22 protein-coding genes are annotated in these 25,358 nt (G+C 59.0%); 12 read left to right on the top strand and 10 right to left on the bottom strand.

Annotated elements, in window-relative coordinates:
- The first annotated feature begins 83 nt into the window (after positions 1-83).
- The 3 genes from HCH49_RS09655 (at position 84) to deoR (ending at position 2,254) form a co-directional block, all read left to right on the top strand.
- Positions 84-812, top strand: a complete 729-nt coding sequence (locus HCH49_RS09655; RefSeq protein WP_213729478.1) for a phosphatase PAP2 family protein — start codon at positions 84-86, stop codon at positions 810-812.
- A gap of 7 nt (positions 813-819) precedes the next feature.
- On the top strand, positions 820-1,428 hold the full coding sequence (ybjG, locus tag HCH49_RS09660; protein ID WP_221702598.1) for an undecaprenyl-diphosphate phosphatase: 609 nt from the start codon (positions 820-822) through the stop codon (positions 1,426-1,428).
- 67 nt (positions 1,429-1,495) lie between these two features.
- Positions 1,496-2,254, top strand: a complete 759-nt coding sequence (gene deoR / locus HCH49_RS09665) for a DNA-binding transcriptional repressor DeoR (protein ID WP_008503427.1) — start codon at positions 1,496-1,498, stop codon at positions 2,252-2,254.
- 95 nt (positions 2,255-2,349) lie between these two features.
- On the opposite strand, the gene dacC is transcribed toward deoR, so the two are convergent.
- Entirely contained in the window at positions 2,350-3,555 is a 1,206-nt protein-coding gene (gene dacC / locus HCH49_RS09670; protein WP_032661393.1) for a serine-type D-Ala-D-Ala carboxypeptidase, read from the bottom strand.
- 240 nt (positions 3,556-3,795) lie between these two features.
- On the opposite strand from dacC, the gene HCH49_RS09675 reads away from it, so the two are divergent.
- Positions 3,796-4,422: a glutathione S-transferase family protein gene (locus tag HCH49_RS09675; RefSeq protein ID WP_221702599.1), complete on the top strand. Its 627-nt coding sequence runs from the start codon at positions 3,796-3,798 to the stop codon at positions 4,420-4,422.
- Here HCH49_RS09675 and HCH49_RS09680 read toward each other — a convergent pair whose 3' ends face one another.
- Both HCH49_RS09680 and bssR read right to left on the bottom strand, forming a co-directional pair.
- On the bottom strand, positions 4,423-5,541 hold the full coding sequence (locus tag HCH49_RS09680) for a PQQ-dependent sugar dehydrogenase (RefSeq protein ID WP_221702600.1): 1,119 nt from the start codon (positions 5,539-5,541) through the stop codon (positions 4,423-4,425). It abuts the gene before it with no gap.
- A 106-nt stretch (positions 5,542-5,647) separates the two neighbouring features.
- Positions 5,648-6,031 (bottom strand): biofilm formation regulator BssR, encoded by a 384-nt coding sequence (bssR, locus tag HCH49_RS09685; protein WP_023310914.1) that lies wholly within the window; start codon positions 6,029-6,031, stop codon positions 5,648-5,650.
- A gap of 216 nt (positions 6,032-6,247) precedes the next feature.
- On the opposite strand from bssR, the gene rimO reads away from it, so the two are divergent.
- On the top strand, positions 6,248-7,573 hold the full coding sequence (gene rimO / locus HCH49_RS09690) for a 30S ribosomal protein S12 methylthiotransferase RimO (RefSeq protein WP_058841665.1): 1,326 nt from the start codon (positions 6,248-6,250) through the stop codon (positions 7,571-7,573).
- A gap of 114 nt (positions 7,574-7,687) precedes the next feature.
- On the opposite strand, the gene gsiD is transcribed toward rimO, so the two are convergent.
- The 5 genes from gsiD to iaaA are packed head-to-tail and all read right to left on the bottom strand — an operon-like array spanning position 7,688 to position 13,910.
- Positions 7,688-8,599 (bottom strand): glutathione ABC transporter permease GsiD, encoded by a 912-nt coding sequence (gene gsiD / locus HCH49_RS09695; protein WP_221702601.1) that lies wholly within the window; start codon positions 8,597-8,599, stop codon positions 7,688-7,690.
- Between the two features lies 1 nt (position 8,600).
- The gene (gsiC, locus tag HCH49_RS09700; protein WP_023310911.1) at positions 8,601-9,521 is read right to left on the bottom strand and encodes a glutathione ABC transporter permease GsiC; all 921 of its coding nucleotides are present in this window, start codon (positions 9,519-9,521) and stop codon (positions 8,601-8,603) included.
- Positions 9,522-9,526: 5 nt separating this feature from the next.
- Positions 9,527-11,065 (bottom strand): glutathione ABC transporter substrate-binding protein GsiB, encoded by a 1,539-nt coding sequence (gene gsiB, locus HCH49_RS09705; protein WP_033145024.1) that lies wholly within the window; start codon positions 11,063-11,065, stop codon positions 9,527-9,529.
- A 23-nt stretch (positions 11,066-11,088) separates the two neighbouring features.
- Positions 11,089-12,960: a glutathione ABC transporter ATP-binding protein GsiA gene (gsiA, locus tag HCH49_RS09710; RefSeq protein ID WP_221702602.1), complete on the bottom strand. Its 1,872-nt coding sequence runs from the start codon at positions 12,958-12,960 to the stop codon at positions 11,089-11,091.
- 11 nt (positions 12,961-12,971) lie between these two features.
- A complete protein-coding gene (iaaA, locus tag HCH49_RS09715; RefSeq protein WP_033145022.1) occupies positions 12,972-13,910 on the bottom strand; it encodes a beta-aspartyl-peptidase in 939 nt (312 codons plus the stop codon).
- Between the two features lie 188 nt (positions 13,911-14,098).
- Here iaaA and moeA point away from each other — a divergent pair, with 188 nt between their 5' ends.
- Both moeA and moeB read left to right on the top strand, forming a co-directional pair.
- The gene (gene moeA / locus HCH49_RS09720; RefSeq protein ID WP_221702603.1) at positions 14,099-15,331 is read left to right on the top strand and encodes a molybdopterin molybdotransferase MoeA; all 1,233 of its coding nucleotides are present in this window, start codon (positions 14,099-14,101) and stop codon (positions 15,329-15,331) included.
- A gap of 1 nt (position 15,332) precedes the next feature.
- Positions 15,333-16,085, top strand: a complete 753-nt coding sequence (gene moeB / locus HCH49_RS09725) for a molybdopterin-synthase adenylyltransferase MoeB (protein ID WP_221702604.1) — start codon at positions 15,333-15,335, stop codon at positions 16,083-16,085.
- An 89-nt stretch (positions 16,086-16,174) separates the two neighbouring features.
- On the opposite strand, the gene fsa is transcribed toward moeB, so the two are convergent.
- Complete coding sequence (gene fsa / locus HCH49_RS09730) at positions 16,175-16,837, bottom strand: fructose-6-phosphate aldolase (protein WP_047061455.1); 663 nt, start codon at positions 16,835-16,837, stop codon at positions 16,175-16,177.
- Between the two features lie 128 nt (positions 16,838-16,965).
- On the opposite strand from fsa, the gene HCH49_RS09735 reads away from it, so the two are divergent.
- The 4 genes from HCH49_RS09735 (at position 16,966) to HCH49_RS09750 (ending at position 22,690) form a co-directional block, all read left to right on the top strand.
- Positions 16,966-17,865 carry a glycyl-radical enzyme activating protein gene (locus HCH49_RS09735; RefSeq protein WP_047061454.1) on the top strand — a complete coding sequence of 300 codons (900 nt, stop codon included), beginning with the start codon at positions 16,966-16,968 and terminating at the stop codon, positions 17,863-17,865.
- Between the two features lie 4 nt (positions 17,866-17,869).
- A complete protein-coding gene (locus HCH49_RS09740) occupies positions 17,870-20,302 on the top strand; it encodes a formate C-acetyltransferase/glycerol dehydratase family glycyl radical enzyme (protein ID WP_221702605.1) in 2,433 nt (810 codons plus the stop codon).
- A gap of 166 nt (positions 20,303-20,468) precedes the next feature.
- Entirely contained in the window at positions 20,469-21,284 is an 816-nt protein-coding gene (locus HCH49_RS09745; RefSeq protein WP_047061452.1) for a Cof-type HAD-IIB family hydrolase, read from the top strand.
- Between the two features lie 149 nt (positions 21,285-21,433).
- A complete protein-coding gene (locus HCH49_RS09750) occupies positions 21,434-22,690 on the top strand; it encodes a DUF1479 domain-containing protein (RefSeq protein WP_221702606.1) in 1,257 nt (418 codons plus the stop codon).
- Here the strand turns inward: HCH49_RS09750 and HCH49_RS09755 are convergent.
- The gene (locus HCH49_RS09755; RefSeq protein WP_221702607.1) at positions 22,687-23,760 is read right to left on the bottom strand and encodes a LacI family DNA-binding transcriptional regulator; all 1,074 of its coding nucleotides are present in this window, start codon (positions 23,758-23,760) and stop codon (positions 22,687-22,689) included. The two genes, HCH49_RS09750 and HCH49_RS09755, sit on opposite strands and share 4 nt — an antisense overlap.
- 288 nt (positions 23,761-24,048) lie before the next feature.
- Between HCH49_RS09755 and HCH49_RS09760 the strand changes: the two genes are divergently transcribed.
- Positions 24,049-25,350, top strand: coding sequence for an MFS transporter (locus tag HCH49_RS09760; RefSeq protein ID WP_014883122.1), 1,302 nt, complete (start codon positions 24,049-24,051; stop codon positions 25,348-25,350).
- The last annotated feature ends 8 nt before the right edge of the window (positions 25,351-25,358 follow it).

Genomic DNA, 25,358 nt, shown 5'->3' on the forward strand with positions numbered 1-25,358 from the left:
TAAAGCACATATCGTCTTCGTTTAAGGTTTCCTTAAGTTGACACTTTTATGATAGCGCGATTACTCGTCAACGATCCCAAATTATGGCACTCACCTCCAGCCGTTCAGAATTGTCTAACTTACAGACAAATAAGACAAAACGACTTTACCGCTTACCGACCCGCTTTTATGGTTATCAGCTTTTCGTACTGATCGCCCTTGCCGTGGTCTTTACGTGGCTATCGCGCAGTGAAGCGCTCGACAGATGGATCACCGGCTTTTGGTATGACGCGGCAACGCAGAGCTTTCCGCTCCAGAAGGACCACCTGCTGGATCTGCTGAACCACCGACTGGCGAAGTACATCGCTATCGGCTTAGGTGCCGTAGCGCTGTTTTACGGCGCCTACAAGCGCAACGCAAGGCTGGTGACGGCGGCGCTACTGATGGGCGTTGGCGCGCTGGTGGTAGGCGTGCTGAAAAGCATGAGCCATCACAGCTGCCCGTGGGATCTGGTGGAATATGGCGGTAAGGCTATGTCTTATCCCCTGTTCAGCGCCGTCCCTGCTGACAGCGGTCCGGGGCGCTGTTTTCCCGGCGGTCATGCATCCAGCGGCTTTATGGTGATGGGGCTGTTTTTTGCCTTCTGGCGCGAGCGTCCGCGTCTCGCCTGGTGCTTCGTCGCGCTGGGCGTGGTGTTAGGTCTGGCGATGGGCTACGGCCAGGTCATGCGCGGGGCGCATTTTTTCTCTCACAACCTGTGGGCCGGGTGGTGGGTCTGGTTTTCCCAGGTGGTGGTCTACGGACTTATTTCCATCCGGTTTGCTAAAGAGTGATAACGCTATGTTAGAGAATCTGAATTATCAGCTGTTTTATCTGATCAACGCCACGCCGGCCTCGCCTGAGTGGACGATCGATTTTGCCACCTTTCTGGCAAAAGATCTGATCAGCATCGTGCCTGCACTGGCTGCGATTCTCTGGCTGTGGGGTCCCCGCAGCCAGGTGAAGGCGCAGCGCCAGCTGGTGATTAAAGTCGCGATGGCGCTCGGGGTAAGCGTCCTGGTCAGCTACATTCTCGGCCATGCGTTCCCGCACGATCGTCCTTTTGTCGATCGCGTCGGCTATACCTTCCTGCACCACGCGCCGGATGACTCGTTCCCGAGCGATCACGGAACGGTGATCTTTACCTTCGCGCTGGCTTTCCTGTTCTGGCATCGCCTGTGGTCCGGTGCGGTCCTGATGGTGGCAGCCCTGGCTATCGCCTGGTCTCGCGTTTACCTGGGCGTTCACTGGCCGCTGGATATGGTGGGCGGTTTCCTGGTGGGGCTGATTGGCTGCGTGAGCGCGGCTATCCTGTGGAGCCTCTTTGGCGAAGCGCTTTACCGCACGCTGTCTTCGCTTTATCGCGCCATTTTCGCTATCCCGATCCGCAAAGGCTGGATACGTGACTAACCCCAACCTGACAGGTTACACTTGAGCCCCCGCCCTGCGGGGGTTCACTTTTTTATCCCGAGGAACTATGGAAACACGTCGCGATGACCGCATTGCTCAGCTGCTACAGGCGCTGAAGCGCAGCGATAAGCTGCATCTTAAGGAAGCCGCCAACCTCCTCGGCGTCTCAGAGATGACCATTCGTCGGGATCTGAACAGCGAAAGCGCGCCCGTCGTGCTGCTGGGCGGATATATTGTGCTTGAGCCGCGTAGCGCCAGCCATTATCTAATCAGCGACCAGAAGACGCGCCTGGTGGAAGAGAAGCGCAAAGCCGCCCGGCTTGCGGCCTCACTGGTACAGCCGCACCAGACGCTGTTTTTTGACTGCGGAACCACCACGCCGTGGATTATCGAAGCCATCGACAGCAGCATCCCTTTTACCGCCGTGTGCTACTCCCTGAACACCTTTCTGGCGCTTCAGGAGAAACCGGAGTGCCGGGTGATCCTCTGCGGCGGTGAGTTTCACGCCAGCAACGCCATCTTTAAGCCGCTCAACCTGCAGGATACGCTCAGCAATCTCTGCCCGGATATCGCGTTTTATTCCGCCGCAGGCGTCAACGTGCGTCAGGGTGCGACCTGCTTTAACCTGGAAGAATTACCGGTGAAGCACTGGGCGTTAAGCGCGGCGCAGTATCATGTGCTGGTGGTCGATCACAGCAAGTTTGGCAAGGTGCGTTCGGCAAGAATGGGCGAGCTGGCGCAGTTCGATGCCATCGTCAGCGACTGCCGCCCGGACGACGAGATCGTGGCCCACGCGAAGGCGCAGCAGGTGAAGTTAATGTATTAAGAGGGTGCGGTCTGATGCCCGCCCCCCGCCCCTCTCCCACAGGAGAGGGAGAAAAAACGTAGGCCGGGTAAGCGCAGCGTCACCCGGCAAAAAACTTAGCTAAACCAGCTGCCAAACCACCCGTGGAATTTCATCATCACGAAATCCCACATCCGGCTGAAGAAGCCGCCCTCTTCCACCGCCTCCATTACAATCAGCGGACGCTGTTCAATCGACTTACCGTTTAGCTGGAAATCAATCGTCCCGACCACCTGGCCTTTTTTCAGCGGAGCCGTAAGCTGCGGGTCGGTCAGGGTATAGCTGGCCTTCAGGTTTTTCAGCTGACCGCGCGGAATGGTCACCGAGCCGCCTTCACCCGCCCCGAGATTGACTTCACTCTTGTCGCCAAACCAGACGCGCTGGCTGACGAACGTGGCATCCGGTTTAATCGGCGTCACGGTTTCATAGAAGCGGAAGCCCCAGGTCAGCAGTTTTTCTGACTCATTAAAGCGAATACGGTCGGTTTTGGTGCCCAGCACCACCGAAATCAGGCGCATGTCGCCCTGGGTCGCGGAGGCCACCAGGTTATAGCCCGCGCCCGCCGTGGTGCCGGTTTTCATTCCGTCCACGTTAACGTTGCTGCTCCACAGCAGGCGGTTGCGGTTCGGCTGGCGGATTTTATTGAAGGTAAACTCTTTCTCTTTATGGATGGCGTATTCATCCGGCACGTCGTGGATCAGCGCTTTCCCCAGCAGCGCCATGTCGCGCGCGGTACTGAACTGTCCCGGCGAATCCAGACCGTGAACCGTTTTGAACGTGGTGTTGGTTAAGCCCAGTTTCTGCGCGTAGCCATTCATCAAGCCAATGAAAGAATCCTGGCTGCCGGCAACGTAATCGGCCAGCGCGATGCACGCATCATTTCCCGACTGAATAATTACCCCTTTGTTCAGATCGGAAACGGAGACCTGATCCCCCGGCTTCAGGAACATCACCGAAGAGCCCCGCAGCGCCGGGTTGCCGGTCGCCCAGGCATCCTTCCCGATGGTGACCATATCGTCCAGCTTGATCTTGCCCGCTTTCAACGCCTGGCCGACCACATAGCTGGTCATGATTTTGGTCAGGCTTGCCGGATCGAGTTTCTCATCCGCGTTGCCTTCCGCCAGCACTTTACCGCTGGAGTAGTCCATCAGGATCCAGGCGCGCGCATCCACAGGCGGCGCTTCGGGCGCAGCCTGTTCAGCTGCGTAGAGCGTTGGTGCAAAAAGGAAAAGGAGCGCAGAGCCTGTCGCAAGGCTGCGCAGAGAAGTCATTTTACGCGTCATAAATGCCACCCGAGTGTCCATTCAAAAATTACGTCACATCACCGTGTCGCAAGAAGCGATGAGTAATAGCGCACTAAAACGGTTAAAGAAACCCAACGAGGGTAAAGTTATTAAAGTTTATGCAATAACATTCAGATACGCTTTGATTCAGACGATTTTTTTGTCTTCTGTTGCGTAATTGTTAGGTTTATCTCACCATGGCGAAAGCTGACCCGGATTCACATCTCATCAGGAGTAAATATGATTACGCTATGGGGCAGGAACAACTCGACCAACGTTAAGAAAGTGCTCTGGACGCTTGAGGAGCTGGATTTACCGTTCAATCAAATCATGGCCGGCATGTCGTTCGGCGTGAACAAAGAGGCCGACTATCTGGCCATGAACCCGAACGGCCTGGTGCCGCTGCTGCGCGATGATGAAACCGACGCGACGCTTTGGGAATCCAACACCATTGTCCGTTACCTCGCCGCCCAGTACGGTCAGGGCCGCCTGTGGGTTGAAAGCTCGGCCCGTCGCGCCCAGGGTGAAAAGTGGATGGACTGGGCGAACCAGACGCTATCGCCAACCCACCGCGTGATCCTGATGGGGTTAGTCAGAACCCCTGAAGCCGAGCGCGACTACCCTGCCATTCATGCCGCTCAGGATGCGTGTGAAAACCTGTTTGCGATGATGGATGACGAACTGGCGAAGCACGCCTGGTTCTCCGGTGAGGCGTTCGGCGTGGGCGATATTGCCGTGGCGCCGTTCGTCTGGAACCTGACCAACCTCGGCCTGAAGTGGACGCCGCGCCCTCACCTTGAGCGCTGGCTAAAACAGCTAAGCGATCGCCCGGCGTACCGCAACGTGGTAATGATCCCGGTCACCTGATTACGCACCGGACGGGCTGACTTTTAACAGCTGCCCGTCCGTCTCGTCGGTCAGAACGTATAAATAGCCGTCCGGCCCCACCCGCACATCGCGAATACGTTTATCCCGGTCGCCGAGAATTCGCCCGTCCTCCGTGACCTTATTGCCGTCCACGCTCAGCACGATAACGTCCTTTTCCTTCAGCGCGCCGATAAACAGCTTGTTTTTCCACTGCGGGAAGACGTCGCTGTTGTAAAACGCCATACCGCTCACGGCGGGCGACACTTTCCAGACGAACAGCGGTTTTTCGGTACCCTCAACGTGCTCGCCTTTGGCTTCCGGAATTTTCAGACCGCTATAGTTAATGCCGTGCGTCGCCAGCGGCCAGCCGTAGTTCTTTCCTTTCTCCGGGATGTTGATCTCATCCCCGCCTCGCGGACCGTGCTCGTTCAGCCACAGCGCGTCGCTCCAGGGGTTCATCGCCATCCCCTGCGGGTTGCGAATGCCGTAAGACCAGATTTCGGGTCGCGCGCCGGGGGTATTCACAAACGGGTTATCCGGCGGCACTTTTCCGTCTTCAGTGAGGCGCACCACTTTACCCTGCAATTTATCCAGATCCTGCGCCGTCGGACGCTGGTTATTCTCGCCGAGTCCGATAAAGAGCGAGCCTTTGCCGTCGAATACCAGTCGCCCACCAAAATGGTTCCCGGTGGAGAGTTTCGGCATCTGGCGGAACACCACCTGGAAAGCGTCAATGCGCGTCAGATCGTCGCTCAGCCGACCATAGCCCACCGCCGTTCCGGCCTTGCCGTCACTCCCGGCTTCGGCGAAGCTCAGCCAGATGCGGCGTGATTTTTCAAAATCCGGGTCGAGGACCACGTCCAGCAATCCTCCCTGACCGTTTGCCCAGACCTTCGGCACGCCGACAATCGGATCGGACAGCCCTTTTCCGGCCTGCCAGCGTTTGAGCTGACCGCCCTTCAGGGTCACCAGCAGGCCTTTATTGTCCGGCAGAAACGTCAGAGACCAGGGATGATCGAGTTTGTTTTGCAGCACCTCGACCTTGACCGCCTCCGGGGCAGCAAGAAGCGAAAACGGAATGAACAGCGCAGGCAGGGAAATTAGCGAGGATCGAGGCATAACGCACTCCTTTATCGGCATATGGCATAAAGGTTAGCCACTGCATCCGGGCGCGTTACCACTTTTACAAAAGCTTAATCAGAAGGGGGAGTTGCCTCCCCCTGGGTCAGTGCTGTTCAAGCTTCTCGTGCTCGTTCAGGCACATGATGCATAGAGAGAGCGTGGTCAGGCAGTTTTCAAGCTTCTCCGCGTTAACAGCGATAAAATTCGGGCAGTCGTGGCGTCCGTTCATCAAACATACCCCAGCGATGGAAAGTACCTCAGCGGCGCGGCGCAGGGCGATCAGCTCACTTTCGCCGTATTTCGCCTTAAGGGTCGGTGCTTTTTCACGCATGAAATTGCAAAGTTCAAACAGGTTATCACGCAGATGTTCGCTTTCGCTGACTGACATATACCCTTTTGCCTTCCTCAACTGCAGGTACGCGGCCAGGTCGATTCGGGCGTTGATCAGCTTGTTAAGCAGATCGCGTTTTAGTCTGTCAACGGTCATGCTCTTTCCTCCTCTGTCAGCCATTGTGCATAGTCAGGATAAGTATATTTTTTGTACAGTTTAATGCCTGGGATCAATTTTTATTAACTGATTAACATTATTTACAATGTTACAACGTCTGCCCGGCGCATCCGCCTTGCAAAGAGTGTATAAATCCCCCGCGATACGCTGTAAAATCCCGCCCTGATAACTCCATAATTGATGAATTTTTAACCTATGAGCAATGTTACGCACCAGCCGAAAATCGGCTTCGTCTCCCTGGGCTGCCCGAAAAACCTCGTGGATTCCGAACGCATCCTGACCGAACTGCGCACCGAGGGCTATGACGTGGTGCCAAGCTACGACAACGCCGATATGGTGATCGTGAACACCTGCGGGTTTATCGACAGCGCGGTTCAGGAATCACTGGAAGCCATCGGTGAAGCCCTGACGGAAAACGGCAAAGTGATTGTTACCGGCTGTCTGGGCGCGAAAGAAGACCAGATCCGCGAAGTGCACCCGAAGGTGCTGGAGATCACCGGCCCGCACAGCTACGAGCAGGTGCTGGAACATGTTCATCACTACGTGCCAAAACCAAAGCACAACCCGTTCCTGAGCCTGGTGCCAGAGCAGGGCGTGAAGCTGACGCCGCGCCACTACGCGTACCTGAAAATTTCCGAAGGCTGCAACCATCGCTGCACCTTCTGCATCATCCCGTCCATGCGTGGCGATCTGGTGAGCCGTCCGATTGGCGAAGTGCTGGCGGAAGCTAAACGTCTGGCCGACGCGGGCGTGAAGGAACTGCTGGTCATCTCCCAGGACACCTCGGCTTACGGCGTGGACGTTAAACACCGCTCCGGTTTCCACAACGGCGAGCCGGTGAAAACCAGCATGGTCGGCCTGTGCGAACAGCTGTCTAAGCTCGGTATCTGGACGCGTCTGCACTACGTCTATCCGTATCCGCACGTTGACGACGTGATCCCGCTGATGGCTGAAGGCAAAATTCTGCCGTACCTGGATATCCCGCTGCAGCACGCCAGCCCGCGTATCCTGAAGCTGATGAAGCGTCCTGGATCCGTTGATCGCCAGCTGGCGCGCATCAAGCAGTGGCGTGAAATCTGCCCGGATCTGACCCTGCGCTCCACCTTCATCGTCGGCTTCCCGGGTGAAACCGAAGAAGACTTCCAGATGCTGCTCGACTTCCTGAAAGAAGCGCGTCTGGACCGCGTAGGTTGCTTCAAGTACAGCCCGGTAGAAGGCGCAACCGCCAACGAGCTGGCGGACCAGGTGCCAGAAGAGGTGAAAGAAGAGCGCTGGAACCGCTTCATGCAGCTGCAGCAGCAGATCTCTGCCGAGCGTCTGCAGGAAAAAGTGGGCCGCGAGATCATGGTCATCGTTGACGAAGTGGACGAAGAAGGCGCGATTGGCCGCAGCATGGCGGACGCCCCGGAAATCGACGGCGCGGTGTACCTGAACGGCGAAACCAGCGTTAAGCCGGGTGATATTATTCGCGTGAAGGTTGAAAACGCGGACGAGTATGACCTGTGGGGTAGCCGGGTTTAATCTCCTTTCCCCCTCACCCTAACCCTCTCCCCACTGGGGAGAGGGGACTGCTGGGTGCGGTTTTTCACCCTCGCCCCTTTGGGGAGAGGGCCGGGGTGAGGGGCAAGCAAAAGCCTACCCCTTAATCCTCGGATCCAGCGCGTCGCGCAGCCCGTCCCCCAGCAGGTTAAACGCCAGCACGGTCAGGAAAATTGCCAGACTCGGGAAGATCGCCACGTGCGGTGCAATCACCATATCCGCCCTCGCCTCGTTCAGCATCGCGCCCCACTCCGGCGTCGGTGGCTGCGCCCCTAACCCCAGAAACGACAGGCTCGCCGCCGAGATAATCGACACGCCGATACGCATGGTGAAATAGACCACGATGGACGACACCGTACCCGGCAGAATATGGCTGAACAGGATGGTGGCATCGCTGGCCCCCATGCTGCGGGCTGATTCGATAAACGTCTGCTGTTTCAGCACCAGCGTGTTGCCGCGCACCAGCCGCGCGAACGCCGGAATCGAAAATACCGCGACCGCAATGATGACGTTCGCCATGCCGCTGCCCATGATCGCTACCACGGCAATCGCCAGCAAAATGCCGGGGAAAGCAAACAGCACGTCGCAGATACGCATGATGACGCGGTCCCACCAGCCTTCGTAATACCCGGCAACGAGGCCCAGCACGGTACCGATGGCCGCGCCGATCAGCACCGCGAACACCCCGGCGGCGAGCGAGATTTGCGCCCCGACCAGCACGCGGCTAAAGATATCGCGCCCGAGTGAGTCCACGCCGAACCAGTGAAGCATCGACGGTCCGTCGTTCAGACGGTCGTAGTCAAAATAGTTTTCCGCATCAAACGGTGCCACCCACGGCGCAATCACCGCCACCGCAATCAGCAGCAGCACAAACAGCCCCGCGGTCATCGCGACCGGCTGACGGCGAAAACGCCGCCAGAATTCAGACCACGGGGTGCGGACGTGGTCCGGTTTTAGCCCCGGCATCGCGTTTAAAACGGCCTGACGTCGCCAGTTCAACAATCGCATCTTACTTGTACCTGATGGCCGGGTTAATGGCGGCGTAGAGCACGTCCACCACTAAGTTGATAAGAATAAACTCCAGCGAGAAAAGCAGGACTTCCGCCTGAATCACCGGGTAGTCGCGCATCTCGACGGAATCAACAAGCAGGCGTCCCAGCCCCGGCCAGTTGAAGACCTTTTCCACGACGATCGAGCCGCCGAGCAGGAAACCAAACTGGAGCCCCATCATCGTCACTACCGGGATCATCGCATTGCGGAATCCGTGCTTGAGAATGACCCACTTCTCGCTGACCCCTTTCGCCCGTGCGGTGCGAATATAATCTTCGCTCAGCACGTCAACGAACGAGGCGCGGGTAAAGCGCGCCATCACCGCCGAAACGGCAGCCCCCAGCGTCATGGAAGGCAGGATGTAATGCTTCCAGGTATCGGCCCCGACGGTCGGCAGCCAGCCCAGTTCGACGGAGAAGATCTGCATCAGCAGCATCCCCAGCGCGAACGCCGGGAAGGAGATGCCGGTCACCGCCAGCGCCATGCCGAGCTTGTCCGGCCAGCGGTTGCGCCAGACGGCCGCGATAATCCCGGCGCCAAGCCCAAACACGACCGCCCAGCTCATGCTGGCTATCGTTAACCAGAACGTCGGCATAAAGCGGCTGGCAATCTCCTCCGACACCGGACGGCGCGACACCATCGAGATACCAAAATCGCCCTGCAGAACGTTGCAAATGTAATGGATGAACTGCATATACAGCGGCTGGTCGAGGCCAAGCTGCTTACGCACCAGGTCAATAACGGTGGCATCCGCCTCAGGCCCGGCGACCAGACGCGCCGGATCGCCCGGCAGCATATGGACAAACAAAAACACCAGGACCGCCACAATCAGCAGCGTCGGAATAAGCCCCAGCAGGCGTTTACAAACATAATTCAGCATGAGGTTTATTTTAAATCCGCATCGTCAAAGCTAAAGCCCGTGTCCGGCATGATGTAGAACCCGGTCAACGCTTTGTTATGGGCTGACACCAGTTTCTCCACCACCAGCGGCACCCACGGTGACTCTTTCCAGATAATATCCTGCGCGTCTTTGTAGAGGCGCGCCTTCTCTTCCGGTTTGGTGGTTTTCAGGGCATCGGCCAGGTCTTTGTCCACCTGCGGGTTGCTGTAAAACGCGGTGTTGAACAGGGTTGGCGGCCAGTTTTGCGAGGCAAACAGCGGCGACAGCGCCCAGTCGGCCTCACCGGTCGACGCCGTCCAGCCGGTGTAGAACATCCGCACGCCGCTCTCTTTCTGCCCTTTCCCCTCCACTTCTGCCGCACGCTGTCCGGCATCCATTGCGGTGACCTGTACCTTGATCCCCACCTGCGCCAGCTGCTGCTGGGTAAATTGCAGCACCTTCTGGGCGGTACTGTGATTATGCGAGGACCACAGCGTGGTGCTGAAACCGTTCGGGAAGCCCGCCTCTTTCAGCAGCTCGCGCGCTTTAGCCGGATCGTACGGCCACGGCTGATAGCTTTGCGCATAGGCGATCGCCGGCGGCAGCACGCCGGTGGCCGGGGTGGCATAGCCGGCAAAAGCGACCTTCACCAGCGCCTGACGGTTAATGGCGTAGTTGATGGCTTCACGCACCTTCGGGTTATCGAACGGCTTTTGCGTGACGTTCATGCTGATGTAGCGCTGCATGATCGACGGGCTGGCGACCAGCTCCAGCTTGCTGTTTTTCTGCAAAATGGCGGCCTGCTCATAGGGGATCGGGAAGGCAAACTGCGCCTCGCCGGTTTGCAGCATCGCCGCGCGGGTGTTGTTGTCCACCACCGGGCGCCAGGTGATGGTGTCGAGCTTCGGCAGCCCCTGCTGCCAGTATCCCGCGAATTTCTTCACCTTCACAAAATCGGTCTGGTTCCAGGTGAGCAGTTCGTAAGGGCCGGTGCCAACAGGGTGGAAGCCGATCTCCTTGCCGTATTTTTTCAGCGCGGCAGGGGAAATCATCGCCGTTGCCGGATGCGCCAGGATATTGATAAACGCGGAGAACGGCTCTTTCAGGGTGATTTTGACCGTCGCCGGGTCGACCACCTCGGTGCTGGCGATATTTTTATACAGGTTATAGCGCTTGAGGCTATTTTCCGGATTGCTGGCGCGGTCCAGGTTAACCTTCACCGCCTCCGCATTGAAGTCTGTCCCGTCCTGGAACTTCACGCCGGTCCTGAGCTTGATGGTATACACCAGCCCGTCGTCGGACACGGTGTACCCCTCCGCCAGCACGTTTTTGAGCTTCATCTCTTTATCGAGGCCAAACAGGCCCTGATAGAACGATTTCGCCACCGCCTGAGAGAGCGTGTCGTTGGCGTCATACGGATCGAGCGTGGTGAAATTGGAGCCGACGGCGACCACCACATCTTTGGCAGCGAACGCGGGGGCAGCGGCCAGGGCTGCCGTCACGCTCGCGGCTAACAACCATCTACGCGCTACAAATGTAACCATTGTGTTCTCCTGCCTGTTGTAAGTTATAACCGCGAAAAAGCGTTGTCCTGACGCGGGGGAGCGACGAAATGACCCGGCCCGACCTCGCGCAGCGTCACGCGCTCCACGGCCTCGCCGCGTTTATGAATATTGCTCGGCATTTCATCCTGCAGCAGCACGCGCTGGCCGTGACGATGCGCCGGATCGGCAACCGGGACCGCCGCGATAAGCTTGCGGGTGTACGGATGCTGCGGGTTTTCAAACACCGCCCTTCGCGGCCCAATCTCCACGATCTGCCCCATAAACATCACCGCCACGCGATGGCTGATGCGCTCGACCACCGCCATATCGTGCGAGATAAACAGGAAGGCGATGCCCATATCCCGCTGTAAATCCAGCAACAGGTTGATGATTTGCGCCCGGATAGAAACATCCAGCGCCGAGACGGACTCATCGGCAATCACCACTTTTGGATTCAGCGCCAGCGCGCGGGCGATGCAGATACGCTGCCGCTGCCCGCCGGAAAACTCGTGCGGATAACGCCATGCGTGCTCCGGCTTCAGGCCGACGCGCTCCAGCAGCCAGGCCACGCGACGCTGGGCCGCTTCGCCGTCGAGCAGGTTATGTACCCGCAGCGGCTCCATGATCGAATACCCCACCGTATGGCGCGGATCGAGGGAGGCATACGGGTCCTGGAAAATAAACTGAATATCCCGCCGCACCGCCTGCAGCCTGCTGTCCGGAAGGGTATCAATGCGCTCGCCGTTAAAGGTAATGCAGCCTTCCTGTGATTCCACCAGACGGAGCAACGCGCGCCCGGTGGTGGATTTACCGCAGCCGGACTCCCCCACCAGCGCCAGCGTTTCGCCCGGCCAAAGATCGAAACTGACGTTTTCAACCGCGTGCACTTCGCGCTTAACGCGGTTCAGTACACCGCTGCGCAGCGGAAAACGGGTGACCAGATCGCGCACTTCCAGAATGGGCTTACCCGGCACCACGGTGTCCTGCTCGCGCTCCTCCTCCTGTAGCTCAGACGCCTCAAGAGAAATCAGCGGGAAGCGGCGCGGCAAATCGCTGCCGTTCATCGCCCCCAGGCGCGGAACCGCCGCCAGCAGCGCTTTGGTGTAAGGATGCACGGGCGCGTGAAAAATCTGCTCAACTGGGCCGGTTTCCACCGCGCTGCCCTTGTGCATCACCAGCACCCGATCGGCGATATCGGCGACTACGCCCATATCGTGGGTGATGAATATCACCCCCATCTCCATCTCCTGCTGCAGCACTTTGATGAGCTGCAGGATCTGCGCCTGAATCGTCACGTCCAGCGCCGTCGTCGGTTCATCGGCAATCAGCACCGCCGGACGGCAGGAGAGCGCCATGGCAATCATCACCCGCTGGCGCATGCCGCCGGAAAGCTGATGAGGGTAGCGACCCAGAATGGCCTGCGCCTCCGGAATGCGCACCAGCTCCAGCATCCGTCGGGCCTCTTTGAGCGCTTCATCGCCGCTCAGTCCCTGATGCAGGCGGATGGACTCGGCGATTTGTTCCCCGACCGGGAAAACCGGGTTCAGGGAGGTCATCGGCTCCTGGAAGATCATCGCAATATCCGCCCCGCGCACGCCCTGCATCTGCGAACCGCTTAGCTCATTTAAATCAATGACCTGACGGTTACGGCGGCGCAGGAGCATTTTCTCGCTGCTGATTTGCCCGCCCGTCTGTTCCAGCAGGCGCATCAGCGCCAGCGCGGTGACCGATTTACCGGAACCAGATTCGCCAACTATCGCCAGCGTCTCGCCGCGCCTGAGCGTGAACGATAAATTCTCTACTGCGGGGATGAACTGCCGCTCTTCCTGAAACGCAATATTGAGCTGATGGACAGCCAGCACTTCGCGGTTGTCCAGTTCTTCACTGTGCGGCACGCGCTGCCCCCTTATTCACGATAGATGCCCGTGCTCGGTTCATCACCGGCATAACCCCAGGCGCGGTACATACCTTCGCTGTTGAATGGCAGAGCCACGTTGCCCTCACGATCCACCGCAATGAGCCCGCCGACGCCGCCCAGGGCAGGCAGTTTCTCCATCACCACGCGCTCGCAGGCTTCGCTGAGGCTTAAACCGCCGTAATCCATCAGCGCGGTGATGTCGTAGGCCGCGAGCGCGCGGATAAACACTTCCCCGGTTCCGGTACATGACACCGCCGCCGTCGCGTTATTGGCGTAGCAGCCAGCGCCCGGCAGCGGGCTATCGCCGACGCGCCCGGGCAGCTTGTTGGTCATCCCGCCCGTTGAGGTTGCCGCCGCGAGGTTTCCGGCCTTATCCAGCGCCACCGCGCCGACCGTGCCCATTTTGGTGGTTTCATCAAGCGGCGCTGTATGGTCAAGCTGCGTCATGCCCGCCGAACGGGCTTCCAGCAGCTGCTGATAGCGCTCCTCGGTGGAAAACAGATCCGGCGATACCGGTTCCATCCCGTGCCCGAAGGCAAACGCCTCCGCTCCGGCCCCTGTGAGCAGGACGTGCGGACTCGCCTCCATCACCAGACGCGCGGCCAGCACCGGATTGCGCAGATGACTCACGCCCGCCACGGCGCCCGCTTTCAGGGTGACGCCGTCCATCACGCAGGCATCCAGCTCGTGCGTTTCATCCCGGGTAAAGACCGAACCGATCCCCGCATTAAATAACGGGCACTCTTCCAGCAGGCGCACCGCCTCGGTGACCACGTCCAGCGCGCTTTCGCCCGCTTCCAGCATTTTCTGGCCCGTTTCCACAATGGCGTACAGCGCGTCGATATAGCGCTTTTCCTGCTCGGGACTGAGCTGTGCTCGGGTGATTGCCCCGGCGCCACCATGAATTGCGATTACCGCATTAACCATTCGCATCACCCGTTAGCCTGATTTGCGGCTTTTTCTATAAATATCATTATCGTCGATGAAACTTCAGATGATTTTTGAATATAGAAAGACGTAACTGTGATGTAAAGCGTACACCCATCGGGTCATACAGTTAGCCGCACTTTTCTGCCATAATGGCCGCTTTCGTTGTTACTCCGCAGGAGCCCACCATGGATTTTACCGCCGGACTGATGCCGCTTGAGACGGCACTCACGCAGATGCTTGACCGAGTTTCCCCGCTGAATGACGTTGAGACGCTGCCCCTCGTGCGCTGTTTTGGCCGTATTGCCGCGCGCGATATCGTCTCTCCGCTTAACGTGCCGGGGTTTGATAATTCCGCGATGGACGGTTACGCGGTACGCCTGGCGGATCTCCAGACGGGTAATGCCCTGCCTGTGGCGGGTAAAGCCTTTGCGGGCCAGCCGTTTAGCGGTGAATGGCCTGCGGGCACCTGCGTGCGCATCATGACCGGCGCGCCGGTTCCGGCTGGCTGCGACGCCGTGGTAATGCAGGAAGAGACCGAACAGACCGACGACGGCGTGCGTTTTACCGCGAACGTTAAAGCGGGCCAGAACATCCGCCGCACGGGCGAAGATATCACCCTTGGCGCGACGGTCTTTGCCGCCGGGCAGAAGCTGACGGCAGGTGAGCTGCCGGTGCTGGCGTCGCTCGGCGTGGCTGAAATCGACGTTATCCGTAAAGTGCGCGTGGCCGTTTTCTCCACCGGCGACGAGCTGCAGCTTCCGGGCCAGCCGCTGCAGGACGGTCAGATTTACGACACCAACCGCCTGGCGGTACACCTGATGCTGGAGCAGCTGGGCTGCGAGGTGATTAACCTCGGCATTATTCCTGACGATCCGGAAAAACTGCGCGCCGCGTTTATCGAGGCGAATAACGCAGCCGACGTGGTCATCAGCTCCGGCGGCGTCTCCGTGGGCGAAGCGGATTACACCAAAACCATCCTCGAAGAGCTGGGGGAAATCGCCTTCTGGAAGCTGGCCATCAAGCCGGGCAAACCGTTCGCGTTTGGCAAGCTCACGCGCGGCTGGTTCTGCGGCCTGCCGGGTAATCCGGTCTCGGCGGCTCTCACCTTCTACCAGCTGGTGATCCCGCTGCTGGCGAAGCTTTCCGGCAACAGCGCCAGCCCGCTGCCGGAACGCCAGCGCGTGCGCGCCGCCACGCGCCTGAAAAAATCGCCGGGCCGCCTCGATTTCCAGCGCGGCATCCTCGCGCGCAACGCGGACGGAGAGCTCGAAGTGAGCACCACCGGGCACCAGGGCTCACATATTTTCAGCTCCTTCAGCCAGGGCAACTGCTTTATCGTCCTGGAGCGCGAGCGCGGCAATGTGGAAGCAGGCGAGTGGGTTGAGATCGAGCGTTTTAACCACCTGTTCGGAGGCTGACATGACGGTGGAGCTGAGCGACCCGGAGATGATGCGCTACAACCGCCAGATTGTGCTGCGCGGGTTTGATTTCGAAGGCCAGGAATCGCTTAAGGCAGCAAGCGTGCTGGTTGTTGGTCTGGGCGGCCTGGGCTCCGCCGCCGCGCAGTATCTTGCCGCGGCGGGCGTGGGCAGAATGACGCTGCTGGATTTTGATACCGTGTCGGTGTCAAATCTCCAGCGCCAGACGCTGCACAGCGACGCGACGGTTGGCCAGCCGAAGGTGGACTCTGCCCGCACGGCGCTGGCGCGCATCAACCCCAACGTTCAGTTCACCCTGATTGACGCGATGCTGGATGACGAGGCGCTGTCCGCGCAGATTGCACAGCACGACCTGGTGCTGGACTGCACCGATAACGTCACGGTCCGTAACCAGCTGAACGCGGGCTGCTTTGCCCACAAAATCCCGCTGGTCTCCGGCGCGGCGATCCGCATGGAGGGGCAAATCAGCGTTTTCACGTACGCGGAAGGTGAACCCTGCTACCGCTGCCTGAGCCGCCTGTTCGGCGAGAACGCGCTGACCTGCGTTGAAGCGGGCGTGATGGCGCCGCTGGTCGGCGTGATTGGCTCCCTGCAGGCGATGGAAGCGATCAAAGTGCTGGCGCGCTACGGCACGCCTGCGGCGGGGAAAATCGTAATGTATGACGCGATGACCTGCCAGTTCCGCGAGATGAAGCTGATGCGTAACCCGGGGTGTGAGGTTTGCGGAGGTTAAAGCAAACGGCAACCTTCAGGTTGCCGTTTTAGTGTTTGCTCCCTCTCCCTGTGGGAGAGGGTTGGGGTGAGGGCATCAGGCCGCACCCGTTAGATCGACGTCCGTCCAAATGCCCCCTGCCAGTCCTGCTCAAACTTCACAATCGCCGCATCCACAGCCGGAGAGGTAATAAACTGCTGCGCCACGTCCAGCGGCAGCGTGATGGACTCGCAGCCTGCCAGCAGGCAGTCCAGCGCCTGACGCGGGGTTTTGAAGCTCGCGGCCAGCACCTTTGACTGCGGGGCGTGCAGCGTCAGCAGCTGTTGCAGTTCAACCACGGTCTGGATCCCGTCCCCGCCCTGCGCGTCCAGGCGGTTAACGTAAGGCGCTACATACTCCGCGCCCGCCAGCGCGGAGAGCATCCCCTGCGCAGCACCGTAAACCGCCGTACCCAGCGTCGGGATCCCTTCCGCTTTCAGCATCTTGATCGCCGCCAGCCCTTCGGCGGTCACCGGCACTTTTACCACCAGGTCGTTGATGATGGCGCGCAGCTTACGCGCGTCCTCCACCATCCCTTCGGCGGTGGTCGCCATCACCTGCGCGAACAGACGGCCTTTGCCGCCCAGCGCGTCGTGCAGCGCTGGCAGCAAAACGTCCAGCGGCGTTTTACCTGCCGCCACAATGCTTGGGTTGGTGGTCACGCCCGCCAGCGGGAAGATGCGCGCCAGCTTTTTGACTGCCGCAACGTCAGATGTGTCGAGATAAAGTTCCATGATGTCACCCTCAAATTTAGCCTGCACTTACCCTATCACGACAAAACCTGCTCAGTAGTTGACCTGCATCAAGATAACTTTCATTCGAAAGTAATTTAATCTTCATATGCAATGCGAGAGGCGAAATCATGATCTTCAATATTCAGCGTTACTCTACCCACGATGGCCCCGGTATTAGAACCGTGGTGTTCCTGAAAGGCTGCTCGCTGGGCTGTCGCTGGTGCCAGAACCCGGAAAGCCGCTCCCGCAGCCGGGACGTGCTGTTTGATGCGCGCCTGTGCCTGGACGGCTGTGACCTGTGCCAGCAGGCGGCACCGGGCTGCATCGAACGCGCGCTGAATGGCCTGGTTATCCACCGCGAGAAGCTTGATGAAGCGACGCTCAACGCCCTTAGTGACTGCTGCCCGACGCAGGCGCTGACCGTCTGCGGTGAAGAGCAGCAGGTCGAGGAGATCATGGCGACCGTACTGCGCGATAAACCCTTTTACGACCGCAGCGGCGGCGGGATCACCCTCTCCGGCGGCGAGCCGTTTATGAACCCTGAGCTGGCGCACGCCCTGTTTAAAGCCAGCCACGAACAGGGGATCCACACAGCCGTGGAAACCTGCCTTCACGTGCCGTGGCACTATATCGAGCCGTCATTACCGTACGTCGATCTGTTCCTCGCCGACCTGAAGCACGTCGACGGTGAGGTGTTCAAACAGTGGACGGACGGTTCGGCTAAGCGAATCCTGGACAACCTGAAACGCCTTGCCGCCGCCGGGAAAAAAATCACCATCCGCGTGCCGCTGATCCAGGGCTTTAACGCTGACGAAGCGTCCGTAACCGCCATTACCAACTTCGCCGCCGACGAGCTCGGCGTCGACGATATTCATTTTCTGCCGTATCACACGCTGGGCATGAACAAATACACCCTGCTCGGCCAACCCTACTCTGCCCCTGACAAACCGCTGGATAACCCTGCCCTGCTGGACTTCGCGCAGCAGTACGCCTGCCAGAAAGGGTTAACCGCGACCTTACGAGGATAAACCTATGACGACCCTGAATCTCAACACCCTCAGCGAACGCATTAAGGCGCACAAAACGGCGCTGGTGCATATCGTTAAGCCGCCGGTCTGTACCGAGCGCGCCCAGCATTACACCGAAATGTACCAGCAGCACATGGACAAGCCGATCCCGGTACGCCGCGCTCTGGCGCTGGCGCATCACCTGGCGGAACGCACCATCTGGATCAAACACGACGAGCTGATTATAGGTAACCAGGCAAGCGAAGTGCGCGCCGCGCCGATTTTCCCGGAATACACCGTTTCCTGGATTGAGAAAGAGATCGACGATCTGGCGGACCGCCCGGGCGCGGGCTTTGCGGTGAGCGAAGAGAACAAGCGCGTGCTGCACGACATCTGCCCGTGGTGGCGCGGCCAGACGGTGCAGGACCGCTGCTACGGCATGTTCACCGACGAGCAAAAAGGCCTGCTGGAAACCGGCATTATCAAAGCCGAAGGCAACATGACCTCCGGCGACGCGCACCTGGCGGTCAACTTCCCGCTGGTGCTGGAAAAAGGCCTCGACGGCCTGCGCGCTAAGGTGGCCGAGCGCCGCACGCGCATCAACCTGACGGTGCTGGAAGACCTGCACGGCGACCAGTTCCTGAAGGCGATCGATATCGTGCTGGAAGCCGTAAGCCTGCACATCAAACGCTTTGCCAATCTGGCGCGTGAAATGGCATCTACCGAGACACGCGAAAGCCGCCGCGACGAGCTGCTGGCGATGGCGGAAAACTGCGACGTGATTGCCCACGAGCCGCCAAAAACCTTCTGGCAGGCGCTGCAGCTGTGCTACTTCATCCAGCTGATCCTGCAGATTGAGTCAAACGGCCACTCCGTCTCCTTCGCGCGTATGGACCAGTATCTCTATCCGTACTACCGCCGCGACGTCGAGCTGAACCAGAGCCTCGACCGCGAACACGCTATCGAGCTGCTGCACAGCTGCTGGCTGAAGCTGCTGGAAGTGAACAAAATCCGCTCCGGTTCGCACTCCAAGGCTTCCGCCGGTAGCCCGCTGTACCAGAACGTCACCATCGGCGGCCAGAAGCTGGTCAACGGTGAGCCGATGGACGCGGTGAACCCGCTCTCCTACGCGATTCTGGAGTCCTGCGGTCGCCTGCGCTCCACCCAGCCAAACCTGAGCGTGCGCTACCACGCGGGCATGAGCAATGACTTCCTCGACGCCTGCGTGCAGGTGATCCGCTGCGGCTTCGGGATGCCCGCGTTCAACAACGATGAAATCGTCATTCCGGAATTCATCAAGCTCGGCGTTGAACGAGACGACGCCTACGACTACGCGGCCATCGGCTGTATCGAAACCGCGGTTGGCGGCAAGTGGGGCTACCGCTGCACCGGCATGAGCTTTATCAACTTCGCCCGCGTGATGCTGGCCGCGCTGGAAGGCGGGCGCGACGCCACCAGCGGCAAGGTGTTCCTGCCACAGGAGAAAGCGCTCTCCGCCGGTAACTTCGACAACTTCGACGAAGTGATGGCGGCGTGGGACAGCCAGATCCGCTACTACACCCGCAAATCCATCGAGATTGAGTACGTGGTGGACACCATGCTGGAAGAGAACGTCCACGATATTCTCTGCTCGGCGCTGGTGAATGACTGCATCGAACGTGCGAAAAGCATCAAGCAGGGCGGCGCGAAGTATGACTGGGTCTCCGGCCTGCAGGTGGGCATCGCCAACCTCGGCAACAGCCTGGCGGCGGTGAAGAAGCTGGTGTTCGAACAGGGCACTATTGGTCAGCAGCAGCTGGCGGCAGCGCTGGCGGATGACTTCGACGGGCTGACCCACGAGCAGCTGCGTCAGCGCCTGATCAACGGCGCGCCGAAGTACGGCAACGACGACGACAGCGTGGACATGCTGCTGACGCGCGCCTACCAGACCTACATTGAAGAGCTGAAGCAGTACCACAACCCTCGCCACGGCCGCGGCCCGATTGGCGGTAACTACTACGCGGGCACCTCTTCCATCTCCGCAAACGTGCCGTTCGGCGCGGCAACGATGGCCACCCCGGACGGACGTAAGGCGCACACCCCGCTGGCGGAAGGAGCAAGCCCGGCCTCCGGTACGGACCACCTCGGCCCGACGGCGGTAATTGGTTCGGTGGGTAAACTGCCGACGGAAGCGATTCTCGGCGGCGTGCTGCTGAACCAGAAGCTGAACCCGTCGACGCTGGAAAACGACAGCGATCGCCAGAAGCTGATGGTGCTGCTGCGCACCTTCTTCGAGGTGCATAAAGGCTGGCATATCCAGTACAACATCGTCTCGCGCGAAACGCTGCTGGAAGCGAAGAAACATCCTGACCAGTATCGTGACCTGGTGGTGCGCGTCGCGGGCTACTCGGCGTTCTTCACCGCCCTGTCGCCGGATGCGCAGGACGATATTATCGCCCGTACTGAGCATACGCTGTAACGGCATATCCCCTCATCCCGACCCTCTCCCACGGGGAGAGGGAGAAAACACTAACAACGGCAACCTCGGTTGCCGTTTTGCTTTTACTTTCGAATGAAATTAAATTTGTGCTCCCCGTCACCTTGTTATTAGAATGTTTCAAAACGCAGTGACCCAGGAGCACAGTATGACCGTTAAAGTTATCGTCACCGATATGGACGGAACTTTCCTTGATGATGCCAAGCAGTACGATCGTGACCGCTTCCAGGCACAGTTTGAACAGCTTAAAGCCCGCGATATTGAATTCGTTGTCGCCAGCGGCAACCAGTATTACCAGCTCATCTCCTTCTTTCCGGCGCTGAAAGACAGGATCTCCTTCGTGGCGGAAAACGGCGCGCTGGTGTTCGATCGCGGCGAACAAATTTTCCACGGCGAGCTGACGCGTCATGAATCGCAGATCGTGATTGGCGAACTGCTGAAGGACAAAGGGCTGAACTTCGTGGCCTGCGGGCTGGAGAGCGCCTGGGTTAGCGACCAGGCTCCTGAAGAATTCGTGGCGCTGATGTCAAAGCACTATCACCGCTTAAAGCGCATCAGCGATTACCGCGAAATTGACGACGTACTGTTTAAGTTCTCCCTGAACCTGCCGGACAGCGATATCCCTAATCTGGTGGATAAACTGCACGTCTCCCTGGACGGCATCATGAAACCGGTCACCAGCGGCTTTGGTTTTGTCGATTTGATTATCCCCGGCCTGCACAAGGCCAACGGTATTAGCCGTCTGCTGAAACGCTGGAAAATCTCCCCGCAGGAGTGCGTGGCTATTGGCGACAGCGGCAACGATGCCGAGATGCTGAAGCTGGTGAAATATTCCTTTGCGATGGGCAACGCGGCAGAGAGCATCAAAGAAATCAGCCGCTACGGCACCGACGACAACAACCATCAGGGCGCGCTGAACGTCATCCAGGCCGTGCTCGACAACCATTCCCCGTTCGACGTCTGATCCTTTCCTCGCCGGAGCGTCGCTCCGGCCTCTCACTCTTTTTCCGTCCTGTGGCTTGCGTCAAGTTTTTAAACTTGCATTAACTTATTTTTAACTTAAAGTATCACTTGTAGACACTTTTACTTTCGAATGAAAGATGCGAGGCAGTTATGACCTTTACCAGTGAAACTTTGCCAGCGGATCACAAAGCGGCAATCCGTCAGTTAAAACGTGAGCTGCGCGCGCAGATCGGCGACGTGCAGGCAGTGTTTAATAAGCTCAGCGACAAAATTGCCACCCGCGTGGCGGAAATCAACGCGCTTAAGAACAAAGGTGAATCCGTCTGGCCGGTGATCCCGTTTGCGGATGTGAAAAACGGCACCATTACCGACTCACAGCGCGAGGCCGTTAAACGCCGCGGCTGCGCGGTGATTAAAGGTCACTTCCCGCGCGAGCAGGCGCTGGCGTGGGATCAGTCGATGCTCGACTACCTCGATCTGAATAAGTTTGACGAGGTCTACAAAGGCCCGGGCGATAACTTCTTCGGCACCCTGACGGCCTCTCGTCCGGAGATTTACCCGATTTACTGGTCTCAGGCGCAGATGCAGGCGCGCCAGAGCGAAGAGATGGCGCAGGTGCAGTCGTTCCTGAACCGTTTATGGACATTCGAGAGCAACGGCAAGCAGTGGTTCAACCCGGACGTGAGCGTGATTTACCCGGACCGTATTCGCCGCCGCCCGCCGGGAACGACCTCGAAAGGACTGGGCGCACATACCGACTCCGGCGCGCTGGAGCGCTGGCTGCTACCGGCCTATCAGCAGGTCTTTGCCCGCGTGTTTGACGGCAACGTCGAGAAATACGATCCGTGGAACGCCGCGCACCGTACCGAAGTGGAAGAGTACACCGTCGATAACACCACCAAATGCTCGGTGTTCCGCACCTTCCAGGGCTGGACGGCGCTGTCGGATATGATCCCAGGTCAGGGGCTGCTGCACGTGGTGCCAATCCCGGAAGCGATGGCCTACATTCTGCTGCGGCCGCTGCTGGACGACGTGCCGGAAGACGAGCTGTGCGGCGTGGCGCCGGGGCGCGTGCTGCCGGTTTCAGAGAAATGGCACCCGCTGCTGATCGAGGCGCTGACCAGCATTCCGGCACTCGATGCGGGCGATTCCGTGTGGTGGCACTGCGATGTGATCCATTCCGTCGCGCCGGTGGAAAATCAGCAGGGCTGGGGCAACGTGATGTACATTCCTGCCGCGCCGATGTGCGAGAAAAACCTCGCCTACGCGAAAAAGGTCAAGGAAGCGCTTGAAACCGGCGCGTCGCCGGGAGACTTCCCGCGCGAGGATTATGAAAAAAGCTGGCAGGACCGCTTTACCGTGAACGATCTCAACATCCACGGCAAGCGCGCGCTGGGCATAGTCTAACTGTCATACAGCCCTTCCCGCTCCACGGCGGTGCGTCGTTTCCCCTGACGTATCCGCCGTACCGATTCCCGCACGGCCAGCGTGCCGTTTAGCAGCAATGTTCCCACCGGCGCGTCCGGGCGCATCAGCCGCTGCTGGAGCATATATACCGCTTCGGTTCCCAGTTCATGGCGCGGAACGTGCACCGCCGTTAATGGAACATCCTGAATCGCCGCCAGGTTAAAGCCGTCAATGCTCATCACCGACACGTCCTGCGGCACGCGCAGGCCGTGGTTTTGTAAAGCGCTAATGGTGCCCGCCGCCATAAAGTCGCCGCCGACCAGGAACGCGGTAGGTAAATCCTTCCCCTGCACTTCACTGAGCCAGCTGCTGACCATCTGTTCCGTTTCGCGCGCGCTGAAGCTGGGCACCACCAGCAGATCGCGTTTATCGTTGAATTTCAGGTTGTGAGACTGCCACGCGTCGCGGATCCCCGCCAGGCGCAGCTCCATGGTGTAGCGGCGCAGGCACAGCACGTTCATCACCTCACGGTGTCCCATTTCGAACAGATATTCCGCCGCCCGTTCGCCAATGGCGCGATGATCCGGCGCGACGGCAGGCAGACGCATGTGCCGGTCGCGGCAGTTAATCAGCATGCAGGGTTTACCGACGTCCACCGCCAGATCGTGGATATGGGGATCGTCGATGCCAAGAAGGATTGCCGCCTGGGTGTCCGCTTCGTTCATGCGTGCCAGAAACAGCTGGGCGTCGCTGTCGTTCTCCTCCAGCGCGCAGTAGCGAAGACGCACATCGTGGGACGCCAGACCTTTACTCACGCTCTGGATCACGCGGTAGTAAAAGATGTCGGACCGCTCGTCAAACGCCCGCTGCGGGGCAAAAACCACCAGGCTGTTAAGCAGCAGACGCCCTGCTGCCATGCCGTCCATCACCCCCAGCTCCCGCGCGCACGCCAGCACCTTTGCGCGCGCTTTTTCACTGGTATTCGCTTTTCCCGCCAGCACTCGCGACACGGTGCTGATCGAGAGCTGCGTCCGGGCCGCGATTTCGGTGATTTTTAGCCTTTTGTCCATTTTGTGATCTGGCTCCATTTGCGAAATGAAAAAATTTTCATAGCGTGTTGGTCAGACAATAGCTGACATAAAAGGCATCATGCCAGAGGGTTTACGTCAGTTATGAGAAATTTTGCACAAAATCCACTTTTGCCCACTCATTTTCTTCCTTAAGGTGAACTTGTCACACAACTTCCATACTAGTTGTATACCAACTTAAACATTTTAAACGGATAGAAATCAAAGGCATAAAAATCCGTGTGACACCTGAACCTCCGTCCCCTTACCGTCCGTCTTGTGGAGAGTAAAATGAGTCAGGACATCAATAACACCGTAGCGACAAGCAAAACCCGTCGCGTCATCAAGAACCTGCGCTGGTACGTGCTGGTGCTGTTCTTACTTGGCGTCACCGTCAACTACATCACCCGTAACTCACTCGGGATCCTCGCCCCGGAACTGAAAGAGAGCCTCGGGATCACCACCGAGCAATACTCCTGGATCGTCGGTGCGTTCCAGATCGCCTATACCATTTTCCAGCCCCTGTGCGGCTGGCTGATTGACGTCATCGGCCTGAAGATTGGCTTTATGGTCTGCGCCGGGATCTGGGCGCTGATGTGTATTTTCCACGCGGGCGCCGGAAGCTGGCTGCACCTCGCTATTCTGCGCTTCTTTATGGGGGCCTCTGAGGCCGCCGCTACCCCGGCAAACGCCAAAACCATCGGCGAATGGTTCCCGAAATCAGAGCGACCCGTTGCCGCCGGCTGGGCGGGCGTAGGCTTCTCCATCGGCGCGATGCTGGCCCCGCCCATCATCTATTTCGCTCACGCGTCGTTCGGCTGGCAGGGCGCATTTATGTTTACCGGCGTGCTGGCGCTGCTGTGGGTGATCCTGTGGTGGGCGTTCTACCACAACCCGGAGCAGCACCCGAACCTGAGCAAGGACGAGCTGGCGTTCATCAAGCAGGATAACGAACCGCCTGCGGTCAAACTGCCCTTCCTGACCGCGCTGAAAACCGTCTCGAAAAACAAACGCTTCTACGGTATCGCCATCCCGGCCTTTATGGCGGAACCGGCCTGGGCGGTGCTGAGCTTCTGGGTGCCGCTGTACCTCGCCAAAGAGCACGGCATGGACCTGAAGCAGATTGCGATGTTTGCCTGGCTGCCGTTCCTCGCCGCCGACCTCGGCAGCGTGGCGAGTGGCTACCTGACGCGTCTGTACACCCGTCTGTTCGGCTGCTCGCGCGTTAACTCGGTCGTTGCCAGCTCCGTGACGGGCGCGTTCCTGATGATCTCTCTGGGCATCGTGGCCATTACCCGCGACCCGTATATCACCATCGTGCTGATCTCCATCGGCGGCTTCGGGCACCAGATTATCTCCTGCATGCTGAGCGCCCTGGTCGTTGAGTCGTTCGACAAAGGACAGATGGCGACCGTCAACGGCATGCGCGGCTCGGCGGCGTGGATCGCCAGCTTCCTGTTCTCGCTGTTAATCGGCGTGACCGCCGACAAAATCGGCTTTAACCCGCTCTTTATTGCCATGGGCTTCTTTGACCTGATTGGCGCTGTCTTCCTGGTAGCATTTATTGCTGAACGTCGCGCCAAGCGCGCCTGATAGTGGAT

The organism is Enterobacter sp. Y17, from assembly GCF_019730495.1.
GTDB lineage: Bacteria > Pseudomonadota > Gammaproteobacteria > Enterobacterales > Enterobacteriaceae > Enterobacter > Enterobacter asburiae_B.

Excerpts from the sequence above, each read along its gene's own strand:
- HCH49_RS09655 (WP_213729478.1), top strand. The coding sequence starts at position 84 with ATGGCACTCACCTCCAGCCGTTCAGAATTGTCTAACTTACAGACAAAT.
- ybjG (WP_221702598.1), top strand. The coding sequence starts at position 820 with ATGTTAGAGAATCTGAATTATCAGCTGTTTTATCTGATCAACGCCACG.
- deoR (WP_008503427.1), top strand. The coding sequence starts at position 1,496 with ATGGAAACACGTCGCGATGACCGCATTGCTCAGCTGCTACAGGCGCTG.
- dacC (WP_032661393.1), bottom strand. The coding sequence starts at position 3,555 with ATGACGCGTAAAATGACTTCTCTGCGCAGCCTTGCGACAGGCTCTGCG.
- HCH49_RS09675 (WP_221702599.1), top strand. The coding sequence starts at position 3,796 with ATGATTACGCTATGGGGCAGGAACAACTCGACCAACGTTAAGAAAGTG.
- HCH49_RS09680 (WP_221702600.1), bottom strand. The coding sequence starts at position 5,541 with ATGCCTCGATCCTCGCTAATTTCCCTGCCTGCGCTGTTCATTCCGTTT.
- bssR (WP_023310914.1), bottom strand. The coding sequence starts at position 6,031 with ATGACCGTTGACAGACTAAAACGCGATCTGCTTAACAAGCTGATCAAC.
- rimO (WP_058841665.1), top strand. The coding sequence starts at position 6,248 with ATGAGCAATGTTACGCACCAGCCGAAAATCGGCTTCGTCTCCCTGGGC.
- gsiD (WP_221702601.1), bottom strand. The coding sequence starts at position 8,599 with ATGCGATTGTTGAACTGGCGACGTCAGGCCGTTTTAAACGCGATGCCG.
- gsiC (WP_023310911.1), bottom strand. The coding sequence starts at position 9,521 with ATGCTGAATTATGTTTGTAAACGCCTGCTGGGGCTTATTCCGACGCTG.
- gsiB (WP_033145024.1), bottom strand. The coding sequence starts at position 11,065 with ATGGTTACATTTGTAGCGCGTAGATGGTTGTTAGCCGCGAGCGTGACG.
- iaaA (WP_033145022.1), bottom strand. The coding sequence starts at position 13,910 with ATGGTTAATGCGGTAATCGCAATTCATGGTGGCGCCGGGGCAATCACC.
- moeA (WP_221702603.1), top strand. The coding sequence starts at position 14,099 with ATGGATTTTACCGCCGGACTGATGCCGCTTGAGACGGCACTCACGCAG.
- moeB (WP_221702604.1), top strand. The coding sequence starts at position 15,333 with ATGACGGTGGAGCTGAGCGACCCGGAGATGATGCGCTACAACCGCCAG.
- fsa (WP_047061455.1), bottom strand. The coding sequence starts at position 16,837 with ATGGAACTTTATCTCGACACATCTGACGTTGCGGCAGTCAAAAAGCTG.
- HCH49_RS09735 (WP_047061454.1), top strand. The coding sequence starts at position 16,966 with ATGATCTTCAATATTCAGCGTTACTCTACCCACGATGGCCCCGGTATT.
- HCH49_RS09740 (WP_221702605.1), top strand. The coding sequence starts at position 17,870 with ATGACGACCCTGAATCTCAACACCCTCAGCGAACGCATTAAGGCGCAC.
- HCH49_RS09745 (WP_047061452.1), top strand. The coding sequence starts at position 20,469 with ATGACCGTTAAAGTTATCGTCACCGATATGGACGGAACTTTCCTTGAT.
- HCH49_RS09750 (WP_221702606.1), top strand. The coding sequence starts at position 21,434 with ATGACCTTTACCAGTGAAACTTTGCCAGCGGATCACAAAGCGGCAATC.
- HCH49_RS09755 (WP_221702607.1), bottom strand. The coding sequence starts at position 23,760 with ATGGACAAAAGGCTAAAAATCACCGAAATCGCGGCCCGGACGCAGCTC.
- HCH49_RS09760 (WP_014883122.1), top strand. The coding sequence starts at position 24,049 with ATGAGTCAGGACATCAATAACACCGTAGCGACAAGCAAAACCCGTCGC.